Annotated in this window: 14 protein-coding genes; 2 read left to right on the forward strand and 12 right to left on the reverse strand. The window is 60.6% G+C overall.

All coding sequences use genetic code 11. The features are described from left to right. Window positions 1-253: 253 nt before the first annotated feature. Together IRZ31_RS12530 and mutS are read right to left on the reverse strand one after the other, a co-directional pair. Window positions 254-1408, reverse strand: coding sequence for an acyl-CoA dehydrogenase (locus IRZ31_RS12530; protein WP_297154149.1), 1155 nt, complete (start codon window positions 1406-1408; stop codon window positions 254-256). 169 nt (window positions 1409-1577) lie between these two features. Further along, on the reverse strand, window positions 1578-4394 hold the full coding sequence (mutS, locus tag IRZ31_RS12535) for a DNA mismatch repair protein MutS (RefSeq protein ID WP_297154151.1): 2817 nt from the start codon (window positions 4392-4394) through the stop codon (window positions 1578-1580). 323 nt (window positions 4395-4717) lie between these two features. Between mutS and IRZ31_RS12540 the strand changes: the two genes are divergently transcribed. Further along, entirely contained in the window at window positions 4718-5095 is a 378-nt protein-coding gene (locus IRZ31_RS12540; protein WP_297154153.1) for a lipopolysaccharide assembly protein LapA domain-containing protein, read from the forward strand. A gap of 260 nt (window positions 5096-5355) precedes the next feature. Here IRZ31_RS12540 and IRZ31_RS12545 read toward each other — a convergent pair whose 3' ends face one another. Further along, window positions 5356-6792: a hypothetical protein gene (locus IRZ31_RS12545; protein ID WP_297154155.1), complete on the reverse strand. Its 1437-nt coding sequence runs from the start codon at window positions 6790-6792 to the stop codon at window positions 5356-5358. A gap of 48 nt (window positions 6793-6840) precedes the next feature. Further along, entirely contained in the window at window positions 6841-7389 is a 549-nt protein-coding gene (locus IRZ31_RS12550; RefSeq protein WP_297154157.1) for a hypothetical protein, read from the reverse strand. A 319-nt stretch (window positions 7390-7708) separates the two neighbouring features. Between IRZ31_RS12550 and IRZ31_RS12555 the strand changes: the two genes are divergently transcribed. Next, a complete protein-coding gene (locus tag IRZ31_RS12555; protein WP_297154159.1) occupies window positions 7709-9469 on the forward strand; it encodes a hypothetical protein in 1761 nt (586 codons plus the stop codon). A gap of 164 nt (window positions 9470-9633) precedes the next feature. Here IRZ31_RS12555 and IRZ31_RS12560 read toward each other — a convergent pair whose 3' ends face one another. The 8 genes from IRZ31_RS12560 to infB form a co-directional block, all read right to left on the reverse strand. Further along, complete coding sequence (locus IRZ31_RS12560; RefSeq protein ID WP_297154161.1) at window positions 9634-11001, reverse strand: FtsW/RodA/SpoVE family cell cycle protein; 1368 nt, start codon at window positions 10999-11001, stop codon at window positions 9634-9636. A 217-nt stretch (window positions 11002-11218) separates the two neighbouring features. Next, complete coding sequence (locus tag IRZ31_RS12565; protein WP_297154163.1) at window positions 11219-11665, reverse strand: FHA domain-containing protein; 447 nt, start codon at window positions 11663-11665, stop codon at window positions 11219-11221. A 12-nt stretch (window positions 11666-11677) separates the two neighbouring features. Then, window positions 11678-12532: a DUF3662 and FHA domain-containing protein gene (locus tag IRZ31_RS12570; RefSeq protein ID WP_297154165.1), complete on the reverse strand. Its 855-nt coding sequence runs from the start codon at window positions 12530-12532 to the stop codon at window positions 11678-11680. 17 nt (window positions 12533-12549) lie between these two features. Beyond that, window positions 12550-13488, reverse strand: coding sequence for a bifunctional riboflavin kinase/FAD synthetase (locus IRZ31_RS12575; RefSeq protein WP_297154167.1), 939 nt, complete (start codon window positions 13486-13488; stop codon window positions 12550-12552). 143 nt (window positions 13489-13631) lie between these two features. Continuing rightward, window positions 13632-14567: a tRNA pseudouridine(55) synthase TruB gene (truB, locus tag IRZ31_RS12580; RefSeq protein ID WP_297154169.1), complete on the reverse strand. Its 936-nt coding sequence runs from the start codon at window positions 14565-14567 to the stop codon at window positions 13632-13634. Further along, entirely contained in the window at window positions 14534-15592 is a 1059-nt protein-coding gene (locus IRZ31_RS12585) for a DHH family phosphoesterase (RefSeq protein WP_297154170.1), read from the reverse strand. The genes truB and IRZ31_RS12585 overlap by 34 nt, the downstream gene beginning before the upstream one ends. Beyond that, the gene (rbfA, locus tag IRZ31_RS12590; protein WP_297154172.1) at window positions 15589-16029 is read right to left on the reverse strand and encodes a 30S ribosome-binding factor RbfA; all 441 of its coding nucleotides are present in this window, start codon (window positions 16027-16029) and stop codon (window positions 15589-15591) included. Before rbfA ends, IRZ31_RS12585 begins: the two co-directional genes overlap by 4 nt. A gap of 21 nt (window positions 16030-16050) precedes the next feature. After that, a partial coding sequence (infB, locus tag IRZ31_RS12595; RefSeq protein WP_297154174.1) for a translation initiation factor IF-2 occupies window positions 16051-17975 on the reverse strand: 1925 nt, incomplete at its 5' end.

Here is a 17975-nt window from a genome sequence, read left to right on the forward strand (position 1 = left end):
TTGAGCGATTTGCTCATGAAAACTTTTTTAGAGATTTTTACGATTTTCTCTTGTTAGGCAGCTATCGTTATGTATTTCAGCTGTTATAGTGAAAGGCCCTGGATGAGAGTTCTGTCCCTGGCCCTGCGTCGGGAGAGGCGCAGCCCTGGACTGCACCAGGCTTCCACAGTTGCAGCCGCGCCTCTCGCTAGACAAAAGCCGGCGAGCGACGATCACCCGCTTGCTTACTCGGGGCCCCGGGTTCCGGCCTCACCTAGGCTGAAGCTCGCGCCAGCAACTCGCGCGCAATCACCAGGCGCTGAATCTGATTGGTTCCCTCATAGATTTGAGTGATCTTGGCGTCGCGGAGCATCCTCTCCGCCGGATACTCCTTCATGTACCCATAGCCGCCCAGGATCTGGATAGCGTCGCTGGTCACCTGCATCGCGATATCCGAGGCGAACATCTTGGCCATCGACGAGTACATCGTAAAGCGCTCCTCGCCGCGATCGATCATCTCCGCCACATTGTAGACCAGCAGGCGCGCCGCCTCGACCTTGGTGGCCATGTCGGCCAGCATGAACTGAATGCCCTGGTTTTCGGCGATGGGACGCCCGAACTGCACCCGCTGCTTGGAATAGGAGACAGCCAGATCCAGCGCACCCTGAGCGATGCCCACGGCCTGGGCACCGATACCGGGCCGCGTGCGATCCAGGGTGCGCATGGCAATGCGGAAGCCCTCGCCCTCGCGCCCGATCAGGTTCTCCGCCGGCACCTCACAATCATTAAAGATCAGCTCCGCCGTCTGCGAGCCCTTGATCCCCATTTTATCTTCCACGCGCCCCACGGCGAAGCCCGGAAAATCCCTTTCTACAATGAAAGCGCTGATGCCACGCGTCCCCGCTTGCGGATCGGTCAGGGCAAAGACGGTGTTGACCTGAGCCAGGCCGCCATTCGTGATGAAGCGCTTCGAGCCGTTGAGAATGTAGCGATCTCCTTTGCGCACCGCCACTGTGCGCATGGCCGCCGCATCCGAACCAGAGCCGGCCTCGGTCAGACCGAAGGCCGCCAGCCACTCGCCGCGCGCCAGCGGCGGTAAATACTTGCGCTTCTGCTCTTCGCTGCCAGCCAGCAGGATCGGCATAGCCCCCAGCTGCTGCACTGCCAGCAGCAGGCCCGTCGTCGCACAGCAGCGCGACAACTCCTCAATAGCGCGCACCACTGCCAGCTTCGTTGAGCCGAGGCCCCCATACTCCACGGGGAAGGGCATGGCATAGATATCCTGCTGCGCCAGCAGTTCTTTCATATCCCAGGGGAATTCCCCCGTGCGATCTATCTCCGCCGCGCGCGGCGCCACACGCTCGGTTGCAATTTCGCGAATAGCCGCAATCAGCTCCTCTTCTTCGGGAGAGAGATGAGAAACCGCCATAGACGACGCTCCTTTGCTGGATATCGATCAGAAACAAAGCACAGGACACAACCATTGTGTTTTGGAATATACCACAGAGAGGCCGCCCTCGTGCCAGGTGGACAGGCCTCCTCCTCCCGCCGAAGGAAGAGGAGGGCCGCAGAGGCAGGTCCGGCGTGGTGCGGCGCGCTCAGCCCTCACGGCGCGCCCGCTGCTGTAGCTCATAGAGCTTGCTGATGGCCTCGATCGGGGTCAGGCTCTCGATATCCAGAGTCTTCAGCTCCTCAAGAATCGGATGCGACTCCGCGGCGAAGAGCGTCATCTGCCAGCCCAAGGGCATGGTCATATCCTTCATAGCCTTACGTCGCGCCTGAGCCTCGCCCTTGCGCTCCAGTTCCGCCAGGATCTCCTGCGCCCGATGGATAACCGGGCGTGGGATGCCGGCCAGCTCGGCCACGTGCACCCCATAGCTGCGATCGGCCCCGCCCGGGACAATCTTGCGCAGAAAGATGATGCGGCCCTCCTCCTCACTGACGGCCACATTAAAGCAGCGGATGCGCGGCAGAACTCGCGCTACCTCTACCAATTCGTGATAATGGGTAGCGAAGAGCGTCCGTGCTCCACAGCGCTTATTGTTATGCAGATACTCGACCACTGCCCGCGCGATCGCCAGGCCATCGTAGGTGCTGGTGCCACGCCCAATCTCATCGAGGATTACCAGGCTACGCGGCGTGGCATGGTGCAGAATATTGGCTGTCTCAACCATTTCGACCATAAAGGTGCTCTGGCCCGTCGCCAGGTCGTCCTGGGCCCCAATGCGTGTAAAGATGCGGTCCACAATGCCGATGGTGGCCGCCTGGGCCGGCACATAGCTGCCGATCTGGGCCATCAGGGTGATCAGCGCTACCTGACGCAGATAGGTCGACTTCCCCGCCATATTCGGCCCGGTAATAATGAGAATCTGCGCCTCGTGATTCGACAGCTCCGTATCGTTAGGAACGAAAGGCACCTCGGGCTGAGCCTGCTCCACAACCGGATGACGCCCGGCAATGATGCGAATGGTATCCCCATCGTTCAGCTCGGGACGACAATAGTTATTGCGCACCGCAACCTCGGCCAGGCTCAGATAGACGTCGATTTCGGCCAGGGCGTGAGCCGTGGCCAGCACTCGCTCGGAGCCTTGAGCCGCAATCTCGGCCCGAATCTGGGCAAACAGCTCGCTCTCCAGCTTGTTGATGCGCTCGCGCGCATTGAGGATGGTCGCCTCGTATTCCTTCAGCTCTGGCGTTACAAAACGCTCGCTGTTGGTCAGGGTCTGGCGTCGCTGATAGTCGGCAGGCACACGCTGCTTATGCGCATTGGAGACCTCGATGAAATAGCCGGTGTTTTTGTTGTAGCCTACCTTGAGGGAGCTGATGCCAGTTCGGGCACGCTCGCGCTGCTCCAGACGCTCTAACCAGCGCTGCCCGTCCTGCGAGAGCGCGCGCAGCTGATCGAGTTCGTCGTTGAAACCGGGCCGGATGATCCCCCCCTCGGAGGTACTTGCTGGCGGTTCCGGCACAATGGCGCGCTCAATCAGCGTAATGACGTCTTCGGTATCAGCCAACCGTTGCAGCAAGGCCGCCAGTGAGGGCATCGTGCGCAGCGCTGCCGCCCCCTCCTCATCAGCAGCCAGATCGGCACGGATCTCCGCAGCTCCGCGCAGGCTGCTTGCCAGGGCGATGAGATCGCGCGGACCGGCGATGCGCTGGCGCACGCGATTGATCAGGCGCTCAACATCGCCGATCTTTTTGAGGATCTCACCCAGCCGCGCCCGTACCAGCGGGTCGGCTAACAGTTCCGCAATCACCTCCTGGCGCTGACGCAGGGCCACGATATCCAGAAGCGGCTGACCGAGCCAGCGGCGCAACAAGCGTCCGCCCATTGGGGTGCGCGTACGATCGAGCACCCACAGCAGCGAACCTTTGAGGGTACCGCTACGTCCACTCTCGAAGAGTTCCAGGTTGCGCCGTGTATGAGGGTCAAGGGTCATAAAGCTAGCGGTCGAGTAGGTCTCCAGAGCGGTGAGCTGGGGCACAATCTCCTTCTGCGTCTCTTGCACATAGGCCAGAACAGCCCCGGCGGCGCGGATGGCTAGCGGCAGCTTTTCGCAGCCAAAGCCCTCTAGAGAGACGACGCCAAAGTGCGTCTGCAGGCGATGGCGCGCATCCGCCTCACTGAAGAAGCGTGCATCGTAGGGGGTCACATGGCCGGCCAGCCCTTTAAAGAGGCGCGCCAGAGGAGCGTAATCCTCATCGTCGTCCTCATCCAGCTCGTCCTGCTCACCCAAGAAGGCCGCCGCCCCTTCGGGATCGCCATTGCTGCCGAGACGGGGGAGCGGCTTCTCGTCCATCAGCGCTGCCAGCCAGCGCCGCTTGCGATTGCTTTGCTGCCCATAGTGGGCCTCCACCAGTACCTCCGCCGGGGCAATGCGCGCTATCTCCTGCTGTAAGGTCAGCTCCGGCTCGCTTGTAGTAATCTGCGTCGTGGCGAATTCGCCCGTTGTAATGTCCACATAGGCCACGCCGACGGCGTTTCGCCCCATCACTGCCGCCGCCAGAAAGTTATTGCGCTTGGCCGCCAGCATGGCTGGCTCAACTACTGTTCCCGGCGTCACAATGCGCGTCACCTCGCGCTCTACCAGCCCCCGCGAGAGGGCCGGATCGCTGACCTGCTCGCAGACGGCCACGCGGTAGCCCTTGCTTACCAGGCGAGCAATGTAGCTTTCGGCAGCCTGATGCGGCACCCCAGCCATCGGAGCCTTCTCTCCACGGCCAAAATCGCGCCGCGTCAGGGCGATCTCCAGCTCCCGCGCGACGATCTCGGCATCTTCGTCAAACATCTCATAGAAGTCGCCCATGCGGAAAAAGAGGATGGTATCGGGATAGCGCTCCTTGATGGCAAGATACTGAGACCGGATCGGACTATGGTTGCTCTGCTGACCTCTCTCGTACTCCTCAAATAGCACGGTTCACCTCTCCCAGAGACTCTTGGCGTGATGCTTAGTTTACCCCGAATCCGCTGCTTTGTAAAAGCGTTCTAGCCATCCTGCCGCTCGTCGGTACCGCTAGCTGTTCAGTCCTACTCGGTTGCCAGCACGATCAGCTTTTGCATATACTTTGAACATCCCCATGTGGGCTGGAGGAACCACGTCGCGAGGCCCGGCTCTTCCTGGCGCGGTCTCTTCCTCCTATCTCGCTCGTAAGGTAAGCTCGTGCATGAACGTCGAGATGCCGGCACTATATGTAGCAATGAGCACGCATCGATAGATCTGCTGTTGAACGGTGCACCATGATGACTGCAAACGGGTCTCCATTGAGCGACGTTGAGCTGTCACTCTTCTCCTGGCACCTCCATATTCCTCTTCCGGTAGGGGTGCTGCTGTTGCTTTCCTTCCTCTTGGGCGCATTGGTCTTCTATGTGATCGCGGTCCTGGCTTCGCTCAGGGACCGGCGAGAGCTGGAGCGACTGCGCAAGCGTGTGGAAGAACTTGAGCGGGAGAAGGCGGCAGCCTTGCAGGCTGCGCAGGTGGCGCGCATTCCTTCCGGCCCGCTTCCGCAGATGCCGCCGGTTGTCCCCATGCCCGGTATCCCAGGCATGCCCGGTCCCAGCACACCCCCCGGCCATCATCCCGGCCCTCCCGCTGGCTATCCACCGGGAGGCTATTAAGGCGAGAGCAGTTCCGCCTCGCCTCTGTGGTCCGAGGCAGATCATGCGCTCTCGTCTGTTGTGAAATTGCACTTGCCACCAGGTGCCTGGCCCGAGTCGATCAGCTCCGGCTCAGCCAGTCTCATAAACACGGGAACAGCCGACATAAGAAAAGGACGGGTTGGCGCTGCCCGTCCCAGGGGATAGTCGTTCCTCTACTACCCCTCTCTCCTCTCTCTGTCTATTTGAGGAGGAAGGGTAGTGAGTCACATGTCAGCCGATCAATCGAGTTCGACGCCATGCCGGCCAAAAATACGCTGCCAGAAATGTAGCTCTGCCGCTGTATCCTCCTCCTCATCTTCCCGCGTGCGAATCGCCTCGCCAGTTACGGTCGCCGTTTCGCGGGGATCGCCGGTCCCCTCACTCTTGGCTGGCTCTTGCGCAGACTGCTCTTCCTCTTCCCGCGGCTGCTCGTCCAGCTCAGCGGGAGCCGCCTCCTCCGCTTCAGCAGAAGCGTCGCTCTGGGCCTGGGCCTCAGCCGCGAGCTGAGACACTTCTTCCGCAGTCCCGTCGTCTTCATGATCTTCCAGCCCGGCCCTGGCCCTGGCAGCGATCTCATCTGCTGAGAAGGACAGGCTCGGCTCCTCCGGCCAGATCACTTCCTCCGCTGTCGAGACAACCCCGTTGGAGCCGGCAGCACTAAACTCGTAGAAAGTCTCTCCTGGAGAAGACTCTCTCTCCTGCTCCACCAGGGGAAGGTGTCTCTCGGCTGCATCTTCCCTCTCCACCCTCTGGTTTTCTTCAGCCTCAGAGACCACCGTTGCCTCATTCGCAGCGCAGCTCACATGCTCACGCATGGCCGGCTCTGCCAGAGAAGAGATGGACTGCTCAAGTCCAGCTTCGGCGGCCAGCGTCCCAGATGTATCACTGGGTTGTGGCCCCTCGTCAGTGCTCTCCAGTGTCTCCGCCTCTGCCGCTCCATCTCTCTGGTCACCGGACGCCTCTGCTATCGCGGCCTCACTCGCCGGCTCGGCCTCCGTCGTCCGGAGCGCCTCCTCTTCAGGCAGCGGAACCACCTCAGCGGGAGCTATTTGTTCGGGTGTCGCCGGAGATGCCACCGCCGCAGGCTCAGAGCCGTCGACCAGCACCACCTCCGCCGGTGCAATGGCGGGCAGGCTCCCAGCGGTTGCCTCTTCGCGCAGTAAGCGGCGCAAGAACTCATCTTCTGTTAGCTCGTCTTCAGTCCCATCTTCTTCGCGCGCGGCAAGCGCAGCATCCTCAGCTAGGGCCAGCATCTCAGCAACCGGGGTTGTGCCCTCCTCGATCGAATCGAGCCAGTCATAGGCTCCCTCTAGGGCGTGCTCACACCAGCGCGTATAATCGCCATCAAAGAGGCCCAGCCGACGACAGGTATCGAGCCGACGAAACATCGCCTGCAGCCATTCCTCGCCTCGCTCGCAGAGGCGATCGAGCAAGACGACATCGCTGACACCCCACTCGCGCAGAGCTGCCAGCAGGCTCACCACTCCCTCGGGCGGTTGAAGCTGACGCAGACGCTCCGCATTCTGCTCAATCTGCAGACGCAGAGCCTGGATCTCCGCCTGCAACACAGCCAGGCGTTGCTCGGCTAACCAGAGCTGATAGCCAGCATAGAACTCCTCGATATCGCGCCGGCTCAGGCGGCTGTAGAGACGCTGCAACTGCTCGCTGTTGTTCATCTCGGTATCCTCAAGCAGAGCATGGGGCCAGTCAGTTGACAGGAGCCTTTACTCCTGGGTTGGGCCCTCTCCCAAGGCGGGGGATTGGGGCGAAGATGGCGAGGGGGAAATGCGCCCCCAGCGCTCCAACCAGCGCTGTACCAGGCGATTGGTGCGTATCCGCTCTTCATCGATGGGACCGGGGCGCCGATCTTTACCCGAGGAGACGGTCAGACGATGGAGCCACTCAGGCAGCTCAAGCGCCTGCAACTTCACCGGCCATCCCAGCTGCGCCAGGCTCTCCTGGTGAGGAGCAGGAAGACTACCACCGCGCTGCTCAGCACCTATCGCAGGCAACGGTGTCCGCGCAGGGGCGGGGCCAAAGCTTCCAGTGGCCTCGCTCGTTTGATGTCTAGGTAAGGCCCCAGAACCACTGGAGGACGACGGCGAGAGATTGACATGCGCCTGCTGAGCCTGCTGCTGCCCTTCCCCCTCCAACGCGCTCAGCAGAAGACGCACCAGCTGATTCTCTGGTCGCGGCTGCGCTCGCTCTAGCTGGCTGAGCTGCTCTAACAAAGAGGCCCGCTCAGCTTCCAGCGCCTCCAGTTTCCGTCTCAAACTCTGATCAGTCTCCTGACAGAGTAGCCATTGCTGGTACTGGCCCATCGTACTTGCTCTGCTCAAAGCAGTCGCTTGAATGGCACGCGGCTCCCTTCTGCCAAAGTATACCATGCCTGGCCCCCACGAACAAGCGCACTTTACACGAGACCGTATACTATGTTTAGGTATTTATGCCTAGCGCTAGGCAGAAATACTGGTACTGGTCCCGTCTCAACAGGACCAGGGCGTGGATAGTACACAAATCACGGCGGGGGTACTTTTTCAGATGACATACCCAGCAACTCCTCTAGCTCAAGGCTATAAAAAAGAATCATGGATGACGGAGCCTGCTTCAGGATCATTACCCGTCTTCTTCGTGCTGCTGCTAGGGATGGCCCTGATGGTCCTTGGCCTCATCCTTCCCCTGCGTGCACTCTACTTTTACCAGGCTTTTCCCGGCTCGTGGGTGGAGCACTGGCTACTCCTGCCAACGCGCCTCCTCTTTCCCCACCAGCCACTCGTCTCATCGCGGCATCCCCTTGACACCCAGGCCCTGCACAATGTACCGCTGAACTGGCACGACCTGCTTCTGCTCGGAGGCGCGCTGGCTCTGGTCTGCCTGCTTTATCTGCTAGCCTTGCGCGCCTTGCCTCCCTTGATCTCCTACCGCTTTATCCTCTTATCGACGGCTTTCCTCGGTTTCATTTTAGTATTATATCCTGCTCTGACTTCACAAGACGTTTTTTCTTACATTACCTACGCTCGTATAGGCGTAATTTACCATCTCAATCCCCTGACCACTCTGCCCATTGCTATCTCTCATGATCCCATCTATCAATACATCTTTTGGACAACTCAGCCCTCGGCCTATGGTCCAACCTGGATCGCCTGCACCAGCCTGCTGCAGTGGCTGGCTCTGCAGCTTCACCACAGCAGTGTCTGGGGCATGGTTCTTCTCTTGCGTCTTTTCGGTCTGACCATGCACCTCGGCACCACCATCCTTCTCTGGAGCAGCAGCGGCCTGGCGCTGGCGCCGCAGGAGGCCTCGTCTCCGCGCCTCCGTCTGGTCCGTCTGACCGCCACGCTGGCTCTAGCCTGGAATCCCTTGCTCCTCCTGGAAGCCTGCGTCAATGCTCACAACGACGCCACTATTCTCTTCCTCATCATGCTGGCCTGCTGGCTCCTCTTCCACTGGCAGCGCCGTCAGCAGCTGCCCTGGCTGCTGGCAGCCACGCTGGCTCTGGCCCTGGCTGCCTGTCTCAAAATTACCTTTATTGTCATCTTCCCCGGCCTGCTGCTCTTCCTCCTGGCCCGCGAGGAGCGGCGTCCCTTCTGGCAGCGCCTGCGCCTACCCGCTGCCATGCTGCTCGCTTATACTGGCTGTATTGTGCTACTCTACTGGCCATTCTGGCAGCACGGGGCAGTCCTGCGCCTGCTCCGGGTCAATCCCAGTGCCTCGATGGCCCGCAACACCCCCTACGAATTTCTAGTACATCTTTATGCGACGATTGCCCAGATTCGCTTGATTCAGATGAATCCAAATACGGGTTCCTACCCTGAGATTGTCGCTCACACCATCGCCAGCCTGCTCTTCGTCCTCGCCTATGGTGGCCTCTGCCTCTACACCTTGCGACGTCCCGCCTCCATCCGTTCGCTACCGGCCCTCTTCGGCTGGATGGCCCTGGCCTGGCTCCTCTTCTGTTTCGTTGGCTCAACCTGGTTCTGGCCGTGGTACCTGGTGAGCTGGGTTGGCTTGAGCCTGCTCATGCTGGCCACTGACAAGCGCTGGCAGGCCCTGCTCCACTCGCGAGCCTTTGCCGTTACTACGGCCTTCACTGCCTTCTGTATGCTCTCAATTTACGCCGGCTATGTCTGGGGAATGGAGCGCACAGGGCTTCCCTTCCTCCCAGGCCTACAGATCAGCTGGCTGCGCGGCCTGTGGGGCTGGTCCTTCCTGCTACTGCTCATCCCGCTAGTGCTGGCACAACGTCGACGTCAGCAAAGAACCTGGTCAACGCTAGCAGCGCAACCGCTGCCGCTGGCGAGCCGCGGACAGGGGCGCAACCCGCAACGGCAGGGGCGCCTGCCAGTGTCCTGAGTGAGTTCCAATCAGGCCAGGAGGCAAGGCAATGAGCGGGATGGGCAACGACCCCCACCGGAGAGAGCCAGAATCCCGGCGCGTCACCTGTGCCCTGATCAGACGGCGCGCCGGCTTCGGCTCAGTTCATGCACCTGGAACCAGCGAGGGTAGAGTCCTGGCAGCTAAGCCAGCCCTTCACGTTCCAGAGCGGTATTATGAGAGATGCGCAGGAGGAGGCCGATAATGATATAGTTAGCGATCACCGAGCTACCACCGTAGCTCAGGAAGGGCAGGGGAATACCAGTGAGGGGAAGCAGTTTGATGTTGCCAGCGGCGATAATGAGGGTCTGCAGCGCAAAGATGGAGGTCAGGCCCGCCGCCAGCAACTGGTTAAAGGGGTCGCGGGCCTCCATAGCAATGCGGTAGCCGCGGTAGATCAGCAGCAGATAGAGGCCAATGAGAGCCAGCAAGCCCGCCAGCCCCAACTCTTCGCCGAAGGCTGTCAGCACCATATCCGACTCTACTACAGGGACAATCGTCGGATGCCCCAGGCCGAGGCCGGCCCCCAGAATGCCACCGCTGGAGAGCGTAATCAGTCCCTGGACGATCTGGAAGCCCTGATTCTCGGCAAAGTTGGTCTGGGCAGCGGTCCAGCGCTGCCAGTTTACCACGTCAAAGCCAATTACCGCGAAGCGATTGCGCACATAGCTGAAGAGCGAGTAGCCAACCAAGGCCAGCAGGGCGAACAACAGCAACCCAAAGAAGACATACGACTTCTTCTGCGAGCTGAGGTAGATCATGCAGAGGAAGAGGCCGTAGATCAACAGGGCCAGCCCTAACTCGCGGACCACCAGGAAGAGCAGTAACGCAATGCCCAACATCATAAACACAGGACCGAGCTGGCGCAATGGCGGCAGACGGAAAGGGCCAAAGCGCGGGCCTTTGCCAGCCAGAATATCGCGATTCTCGCTCAGGTAGGCCGCAAAGAAAATGACAATGCAGATCTTGAGCAACTCCGAGGGCTGGAAGGCAAAGGGACCCAGCTTGAGCTGGTCATGCGTCGGGCTGTCGAGATTCTTCACATGTAAGGTATTGACCAGGGTGACACAGACCAGAAGGAGGCCAAGCACGGCCCAGGTGTATTTGTAGCGCTCCAGCCACTGCATGCGCCGCAGGCCGAAGAGCGTGACCATGCACATGATAATGCCCAGGATCACCCAGATCAGCTGCTGCGTTCCCAGCGTGGGGCGATTGATATCGGGGCCGATGCGCATCGCCATCAGGACCCCCAGGCCGCTGAGTAATCCCACCAGCGGCAGGAGCATCTGATCGGCCCGTGAGAAAAAGAAGCTCAGCACGATGTTGACCGTCACAAACAGGGCGATCAGACCCAGGATAGGGATGAGACCCTGGATCGGCGGCAAATTGCGCGTGCTCAGCGAGGAGGTCTGATCGCGATTAGCGAGCAAGAGCTGGGACATGCCCAGCAGCAGAATCAGAAATGGGATAATGAACAATCCCAGTTCTTTCCAGCGATAGCGAAACGTCATTGCAGCCAGACCTTTCACCGTCAGCAACTCTTGGCAAACCGGGGCGCGCCGAGCCATACCCCCGAACCCTAGCGAGCGAATGAGCAGTAACCAACCCAACTCAACCCAACCCAACCAGCCACGCCACAGCCTACCAGTGCGCCCCCCAACTCAACCGACCGAATGAGCAAGTGAGCGAGTCAGAGAGGATCGGGGAGGGAAGAGCAGGCTCTGCGAGCTAGGGCGTGAGCTTAAAAGAGACCGGCCCGATCTGGATCAGATCACCGGGCCGGGCGGGTAACGGCTCACGAGCCGGTTTGCTATTCAGGAAGGTACCATTGACGCTACCGGCATCCTGGACATACCAGACACCATTGCGATACCAGAGCCGCGTATGCTCGGCGGAAATAAAAGGGAAGGGCAACTGGATCGTGTTGGTAGGACCACGGCCAATCGTTGTTTGTGGCATCAGGTCAAAGCGCGTCCCCGGCAGCAGATTGCTGGGACCGCTATCGACCACCACCAGATGCCCGACCACCGGCGGCGTGCGCACATTCATCTCGCTCCCCAGCGCCGCCGTCCTGCGCAGATCGCGGGAGATCGTCAGCACAACTTGCATCAAAAAGAGGTAGAGAAGGATGAGCAGCAAAATTCTTAATATCAATAAAAAGACATCCAAAGGCATGAGTCAGTGTCCCTACCTTCGCTCAAAGTAGAAATCGTAGCTTCCAATGGTGAAACGATCGCCGCTGCGCAGGGTATGCTGCCGTACCCCGGGCATCCCATTCACTGTGATTCCATTCGTGCTACCGAGATCGAAGAGCATAAACTGGCCATTGGGCTGATATTTGATTTGAGCATGGTAGCGCGAGACGCGCTTATCTTCAACAATAATATCGTTATTAAGCTGTCTCCCGATATTGACGACCGGCTTCTCGATACGATAGATCTGCTGGCCCTGTGGCACGCGAATGGTCAGCCAGGCTTGCGGCATAGGGGGAGCGGGGCGCATGGCCGCCAGATCACTCATCGAGGAGCCGGCGGGGACATCGATGCCAGGCAACAGTTGGCCAGATTGCAACTGAGCCCGCAGCTGCGCGAGCTGCTCGGCGCTCAGGGCCTGGGTCTCCATCACCTCGCCATCGACGCTGGGATCACCGGTGCGATGCTGCCGGTCAACCAGCTCGGCCTCGATGCGAACCAGGCCAGGGCGCAAGCTGCTGTCGGCGTGCAGGCGCAGCACCGGATTGGAGCGCAGGGTATAGTGTCGTTGGCGAGCCAGATTCACCAGAGCCTCCTGCCACTCTCGGACCAGAATGGCCTGGCTGGGGGAGAAACGCTGATGGTCCTTGATACTCAAATAAATATCGTAGACATTTGGTGCCAGCAGGCGATCCACCCCCTGGAAGACATTATCCTCCATCGCCCGCTCCAGTTTGCGGGCCACCTCCACCGGCTCCAGTCTCGAAGGAAAGAGAAACGCAAACGGCCCCTCGATCAGCCGTTGCATAAAGGCTTCAAACCGTGAGAGTGGATTCTGGCGCGTTTTCACCCTGGCTCACGCTCCCTTTATAGAATCTGCCGAACCTGCTCCACATCGGCAGCCATCTGCTCCTTTAAGGCTTCTATACTGTCAAAACGTCGCTCATCGCGTAATCGCGCGATGAATTCTATCAGAATGCGCTTGCCGTAGAGATCAAGCTCGACATCCAGCAGGTACGCCTCCACCAGTGGGCGCTTGCTGGGAAAATTAGGACGAATCCCGACGTTTACCGCACTCTTATAGACGTGAGGAGAAGAAAACACGTCACTCATTCCCGCCTCCTCCACCGCCACCCGCGCCGCGTAGATGCCGTTGGCCGGCAGTAGGCGAAACGGCTCCGGCACAATATTGGCCGTTGGGAAACCCAACAGCCTGCCACGATGATCGCCGTGAACGACGATGCCGCTCAAGAGCAAGGGATGTCCGAGCAGATCGGCGGCCTCGGCGATTCGGCCTGCGCTGACGAGCGTGCGAATCTCTGTACTACTCACGCGTACCCCGCGAATCTCCTCCAGTGGGAGCGCACGGACCACCAGCCCATGCTCTGCGCCATAGCCTTGCAGGAAAGCGATATTGCCCTCGCGATTATGCCCCAGGCTGAAGTTCTCGCCTACCACAAGCCCTTTCAGGTCAAAGGTCGCACGCAGCTCATCCAGAAACTGGCGTGCCGACATGGCCGCGACCTGCGGCGTAAACCGGATCACGATGTAGTCCTCTACCCCGCCATAGCGCCGCGCCAGCGCCAGCTTCTCCTCCAACGAGGTCAGGCACTGCAGTGGCACATGGGGCCGTACGACCGCCAGCGTATGCGGCTCAAAGGTCAGCAGCACTGGCTTACAGCCCAGGGTCGCCGCCAATGTTCGCAGTTCATGGAGCAGGCGCTGGTGTCCTCTATGAATGCCATCGAAGTTTCCGATGGTAATGACAATTGGCTCCTGCGCGGTTACGGTGGTTTGATAGTCCATAATGAATAGTGGTGGCCCTTTACGTTCTGCTCAGTGTAGCACCCTCAGCGGGCGTTTTAATAGTATCACAGCTCTAGTGGTCAGGCAACAATCGCGCGCTTTCTTAACCAGCCTGGGGGAATTGCCCGCCGTCGCCGTCCCGCTCAAGAGCGTCTTTCGGCCACAAAGACCCGCGTCGGCTGCCAGAGGCGCTGCTCTGGCTTCCAGACAGCTAAGGCCCAGGTCCGGCCCTGCTCGTCGCAGACGCGCGCCAGCCGGGGCTGTTCTCCCTCGCTGGGAGTCGGGACCAGGGTCAGGCTCCCTGACTCCGGCCCGGGAGCGCGAAAGCTGTTCCCATGCAGGACCCGCTGCAGAGTTTTAGCATCGACGACGAGAGCCGGGTAATGCAGGAGAGCAATATCCAGCGGCAGCAGATAACGCTCAAGGTTGCCGCTCGCTAACGCCTCGGCCAGCTGCTCCAGCGTAATGCTCTCCTGCAGCATCAACGGCCCGCTGCGCGTACGCAGCAAGGCGCTCAGATAAGCCCCACAACCGAGGCGCTGGCCCAGGTCATGGGCCAGCGAGCGAATGTAGGTTCCCTTGCTGCACTCGATCTCTAGCTGTAGCCGCGGCCTCTCCCAGGCGAGGAGGACAAGACGCTCAATCACAACTGGGCGGGCCTCCAGCTTGAGGCTCTCACCAGCCCGGGCGCGACGATAGGCCGGCTCCCCCTGCAGCTTGATTGCTGAGTAGGGCGGAGGCACCTGCAGCTGCGGCCCGATAAAGGTGCGCAGGACGCTCTCGATCTGTTCACGGGTGATATCTGGGACCGGCTGCGTGCTCAGCACCTGCCCCTCGCGGTCATAGGTGTCGGTCTCTACACCCAGGATAATTTCGGCCTGATAGGCTTTGCCACTCTCGCTCAGATAGTCGGCAACGCGCGTGGCGAGACCAACGCAGACGGGCAGAACGCCGCTGGCGAGCGGGTCCAACGTCCCAGCATGGCCCACACGCTGTTGATGCAGCAGACGGCGCACGCGCGCGACGACATCGTGCGAGGTGAGACCTACGGGTTTGTTGATGTTGAGGATGCCGTCCACTGCTCCTCTCCCCGCTGCAGCTCAGCCTCCAGCCTGGCTACTACAAAAGGAATCGCCTGCTCCAACGGCAGATCAAGAGTGGCGCCCGCGGCGCGGGCATGGCCACCGCCGCGCCCCAGGCGCTGGCAGATCTCCGCGGCGTTATAGGGAGCTGCACAGCGCAGGCTCAGGCGCGTCGTGCCGGGTGTGCCGTAGCTCTTGAAGAAGGCCGCAATCTTCACTCCTTCGATATCACGGAGCAGGCCGGACAGGTTATCATCCATCTCTGGCAAAGCTCCAGTCTCGGCCAGCGTGGCATCATCGGCCCACGACCAGATCAGTTGCCCATCACAGGCCGTCTGCGCCCGTAGCAGGACCCTGGCCCGCAGGCGCTCCTGGGCCAGCGGGCGCGTACGAAAGATGGCCTGGGCGATCGGCTCGGGCGAAGCTCCGGCCCGCAGCAGCAGAGCGGCTGCCTCTAGCGTGCGAGCGGTCGTGCTGGGGAACTGGAACGAGCCAGTATCGGTCATCAAGCCTGTCAGTAAGCAGAGGGCCGCCTCCGGCGTCAGCGGCAGCTGGGCCTGCTGTTGGAAGAGGACCAGCAGCTCCGCTGTAGCCGCTGCTGTTGGATCAATGATCGTCACCTGCCCACAGCCTGCACTGCTGATATGGTGGTCAATATTGAGCAGCGGCACCTGTTCCAGGAAGGAGCGGTGACGCTCATAGAGGCTGCCAAAGCGCGGCAGCTCTCCGGCATCGAGCGCAACCACCAGATCGAAATCCTCATCTCCCAGGTCCTGCTGAAAGCGCTCCTGCGCCGGAAGAAAGGAATAAGCACGCGGCAGCGGGTCGGCACAACAGGGTACCGCTACCTTGCCCAAGGCCCAGAGCATATGCGCCAGGCCCAGGGCGGAGCCAAGACAGTCCCCATCGGGATGCTCATGGGCCAGCAGGGCCACGCGCCGGGCCGGACGTAGCAAGGCCAGGGCACGCTCCACCTGGTCCACCGCTAGCTGGGCCGCCAGGGCAGTCGCAGATGCGCTCATTCGGCCTCCGTTGAATCAGTAGTCTGATCTCGCCCTTCTTCCGCGTCCGGCTGAGCAGGAAGGCCAGTCTGAGCTTCCTGCTGCTGAGCATGCTCTTGCTCGATCTGCTTGATCAGCTCCATGACCTGGGCCCCTTTCTCCAGCGAGAGGTCCAGCTTGAAGACCAGCTCAGGCACATGTCGCAGCACCAGACGGCCCGCCAGCTCATGACGTAGAAAGCCGGTAGCCCGCTTGAGGGCCGCCATCGTATTGCGGCGCTCCTCATCGCTGCCCAGCACACTGACATAGACCTTGGCGTGGGCCAGATCACCGCTCACCTCTACCCGCGTAATGCTGACAAAGCCGATGCGCGGGTCTTTCATGCGCGTGCGTAGCAGATCGCTGAGTTCCTCGGCAATCAACTCACCCAGCTTTTCCTGGCGATACAGGTTTGGCATGATCCATCCCCTTCCTGGGCCTCAATCCTTTTCCTGCCTGAAGGCTTCAATTATATCGCCAACTTGCACGTTACTGAAGCCTTCAATGATCATACCACATTCGTAACCGGCGGCCACTTCACGCACATCATCTTTGCCACGCCGCAATGAGGCCACGCGACTCTCGTGCACCTTTGTTCCGTTACGCAGCACACGCACCTGCGAAGTGCGGGTAATCTTGCCATCCGTGACCCGGCAGCCGGCGATCACGGTGTTCTTGCCGCTGCGGAAGAGCTGCAGCACCTCGGCATGGCCCTCGACCACCTCGTGATAGGTCGGCTCCAGGAGGCCCTTGAGGGCGGCCTCGATGTCTTCAACCAGCTGATAGATCACATCATAATAGCGGATTTCGACGCCCTCTTTCTGAGCCTGACGCAGAGCTGCGTTATCGGCCTTGACGTTGAAGCCGATAATGATGGCGCCGGAAGCGGCAGCCAGATGGACATCGGTCTCGGTGATGTTGCCAACACCCTCGTGAATGAGATGCAGCTTGATCTTCTCCTCGCCCAGCTTGAGCAAGGCATTCTTGATCGCTTCGACCGTTCCCTGAACATCGCCCTTGAGGACGATATTCAGCTCTTTGGTCTTTCCTTCCTGCATCTGCATGTAGAGGGTATCGAGACTGACGTGGCCCGGCAAGCTGCTCTCGGCACGGCGCTGCTCAGCGATCTCTGCAGCGCGCTGCTTGGCAGTGCGCTCGTCAGGCACTACTTCGAGGCGATCGCCAGGCTGAGGGACCTCGGGCAGACCCAGAATGCTCACCGGTGTGCTGGGAGGCGCCTTCTGAATGCGTTTGCCGCGGTCGTTGAACATAGCGCGCACCTTGCCCGCCAAAGGTCCGACAACAATGTGGTCGCCCATCTTGAGGGTGCCTTCCTGGACCAGGACGGTGGCCATCGGGCCGGTGCTCTTTTCCAGCTTGGCTTCGATGACCACGCCGACAGCTGGACGATTCGGGTTGGCCCGCAGATCCTGCATCTCGGCGACCAGGAGGATCATCTCCAGCAGTTCATCGATGCCAGCCCCTGTGCGGGCCGAGATGGGCACACAGACCGTGTCTCCGCCGTAGTCCTCAACGATCACACCGATCTCGGCCAGCTGCTGTTTGACCAGCTCAGGATTGGCCGTCGGCTTGTCGATCTTGTTGATAGCGATGATGATCGGCACGTTGGCGGCGCGAGCGTGATCAATAGCCTCGCGCGTCTGCGGCATCACCCCATCATCAGCAGCCACCACAATGACGGCAATGTGCGTGACCTGCGCTCCACGCGCGCGCATGGCGGTGAAAGCCTCATGGCCAGGTGTATCGAGGAAAGTGATCTTCTTCCCCTTGACCTCCACCTGGTAGGCGCCGATGTGCTGAGTGATTCCTCCAGCCTCTTCAGCGGCCACACGGGTTTTACGGATCATGTCGAGCAAGGTAGTCTTACCGTGATCGACGTGGCCCATAATGGTGACCACCGGCGGAATAGGTACAGTATCTTTGTCGTCGCGCGCCGCCTCCAATACAGCGCTGGTCGGCAGCGCCCCCCGCTGCAGGCTGGCACTGGTCGGCGAGATAACCTGCGGCGTCGGCTCAAAGCCAAGATCGCGCGCTACCAGGGCTGCCTGCTCGTAATCGACCACCTGGTTAATGCTGGCAAAGATGTGATGTTTGATCAGATGACGAATGATCTCCGTAGGCGTCGAGTGCAGTAGCTCGGCCAGGTCCCTGACGACAATCTGCGGCGGAATAGCCACCGGACCGGTCGGGGGTTTCTCCCTGACGATACTGCTATGCCGCTCATGGCTGCGCTGAGACGAGGAGCCAGGCCGTCCTCCCCCAGGACGGGGACGAGCCGCAGGTCGCGAGGACGCTGAAGTCGGCGCCGGGGCATGGGTGCTGGCCCCACCTCCCCCAGTGGGAC

This window comes from Thermogemmatispora sp. (assembly GCF_019683635.1).
Classification (GTDB): domain Bacteria; phylum Chloroflexota; class Ktedonobacteria; order Ktedonobacterales; family Ktedonobacteraceae; genus Thermogemmatispora.

Bases quoted from the DNA above. Each gene is read 5' to 3' on its own strand.
- IRZ31_RS12530 (WP_297154149.1), bottom strand. From the start codon at position 1,408: ATGGCGGTTTCTCATCTCTCTCCCGAAGAAGAGGAGCTGATTGCGGCT.
- IRZ31_RS12555 (WP_297154159.1), top strand. From the start codon at position 7,709: ATGACGGAGCCTGCTTCAGGATCATTACCCGTCTTCTTCGTGCTGCTG.
- IRZ31_RS12575 (WP_297154167.1), bottom strand. From the start codon at position 13,488: ATGGACTATCAAACCACCGTAACCGCGCAGGAGCCAATTGTCATTACC.
- IRZ31_RS12565 (WP_297154163.1), bottom strand. From the start codon at position 11,665: ATGCCTTTGGATGTCTTTTTATTGATATTAAGAATTTTGCTGCTCATC.
- IRZ31_RS12560 (WP_297154161.1), bottom strand. From the start codon at position 11,001: ATGACGTTTCGCTATCGCTGGAAAGAACTGGGATTGTTCATTATCCCA.
- rbfA (WP_297154172.1), bottom strand. From the start codon at position 16,029: ATGCCAAACCTGTATCGCCAGGAAAAGCTGGGTGAGTTGATTGCCGAG.
- IRZ31_RS12545 (WP_297154155.1), bottom strand. From the start codon at position 6,792: ATGAACAACAGCGAGCAGTTGCAGCGTCTCTACAGCCGCCTGAGCCGG.
- IRZ31_RS12585 (WP_297154170.1), bottom strand. From the start codon at position 15,592: ATGAGCGCATCTGCGACTGCCCTGGCGGCCCAGCTAGCGGTGGACCAG.
- IRZ31_RS12540 (WP_297154153.1), top strand. From the start codon at position 4,718: ATGATGACTGCAAACGGGTCTCCATTGAGCGACGTTGAGCTGTCACTC.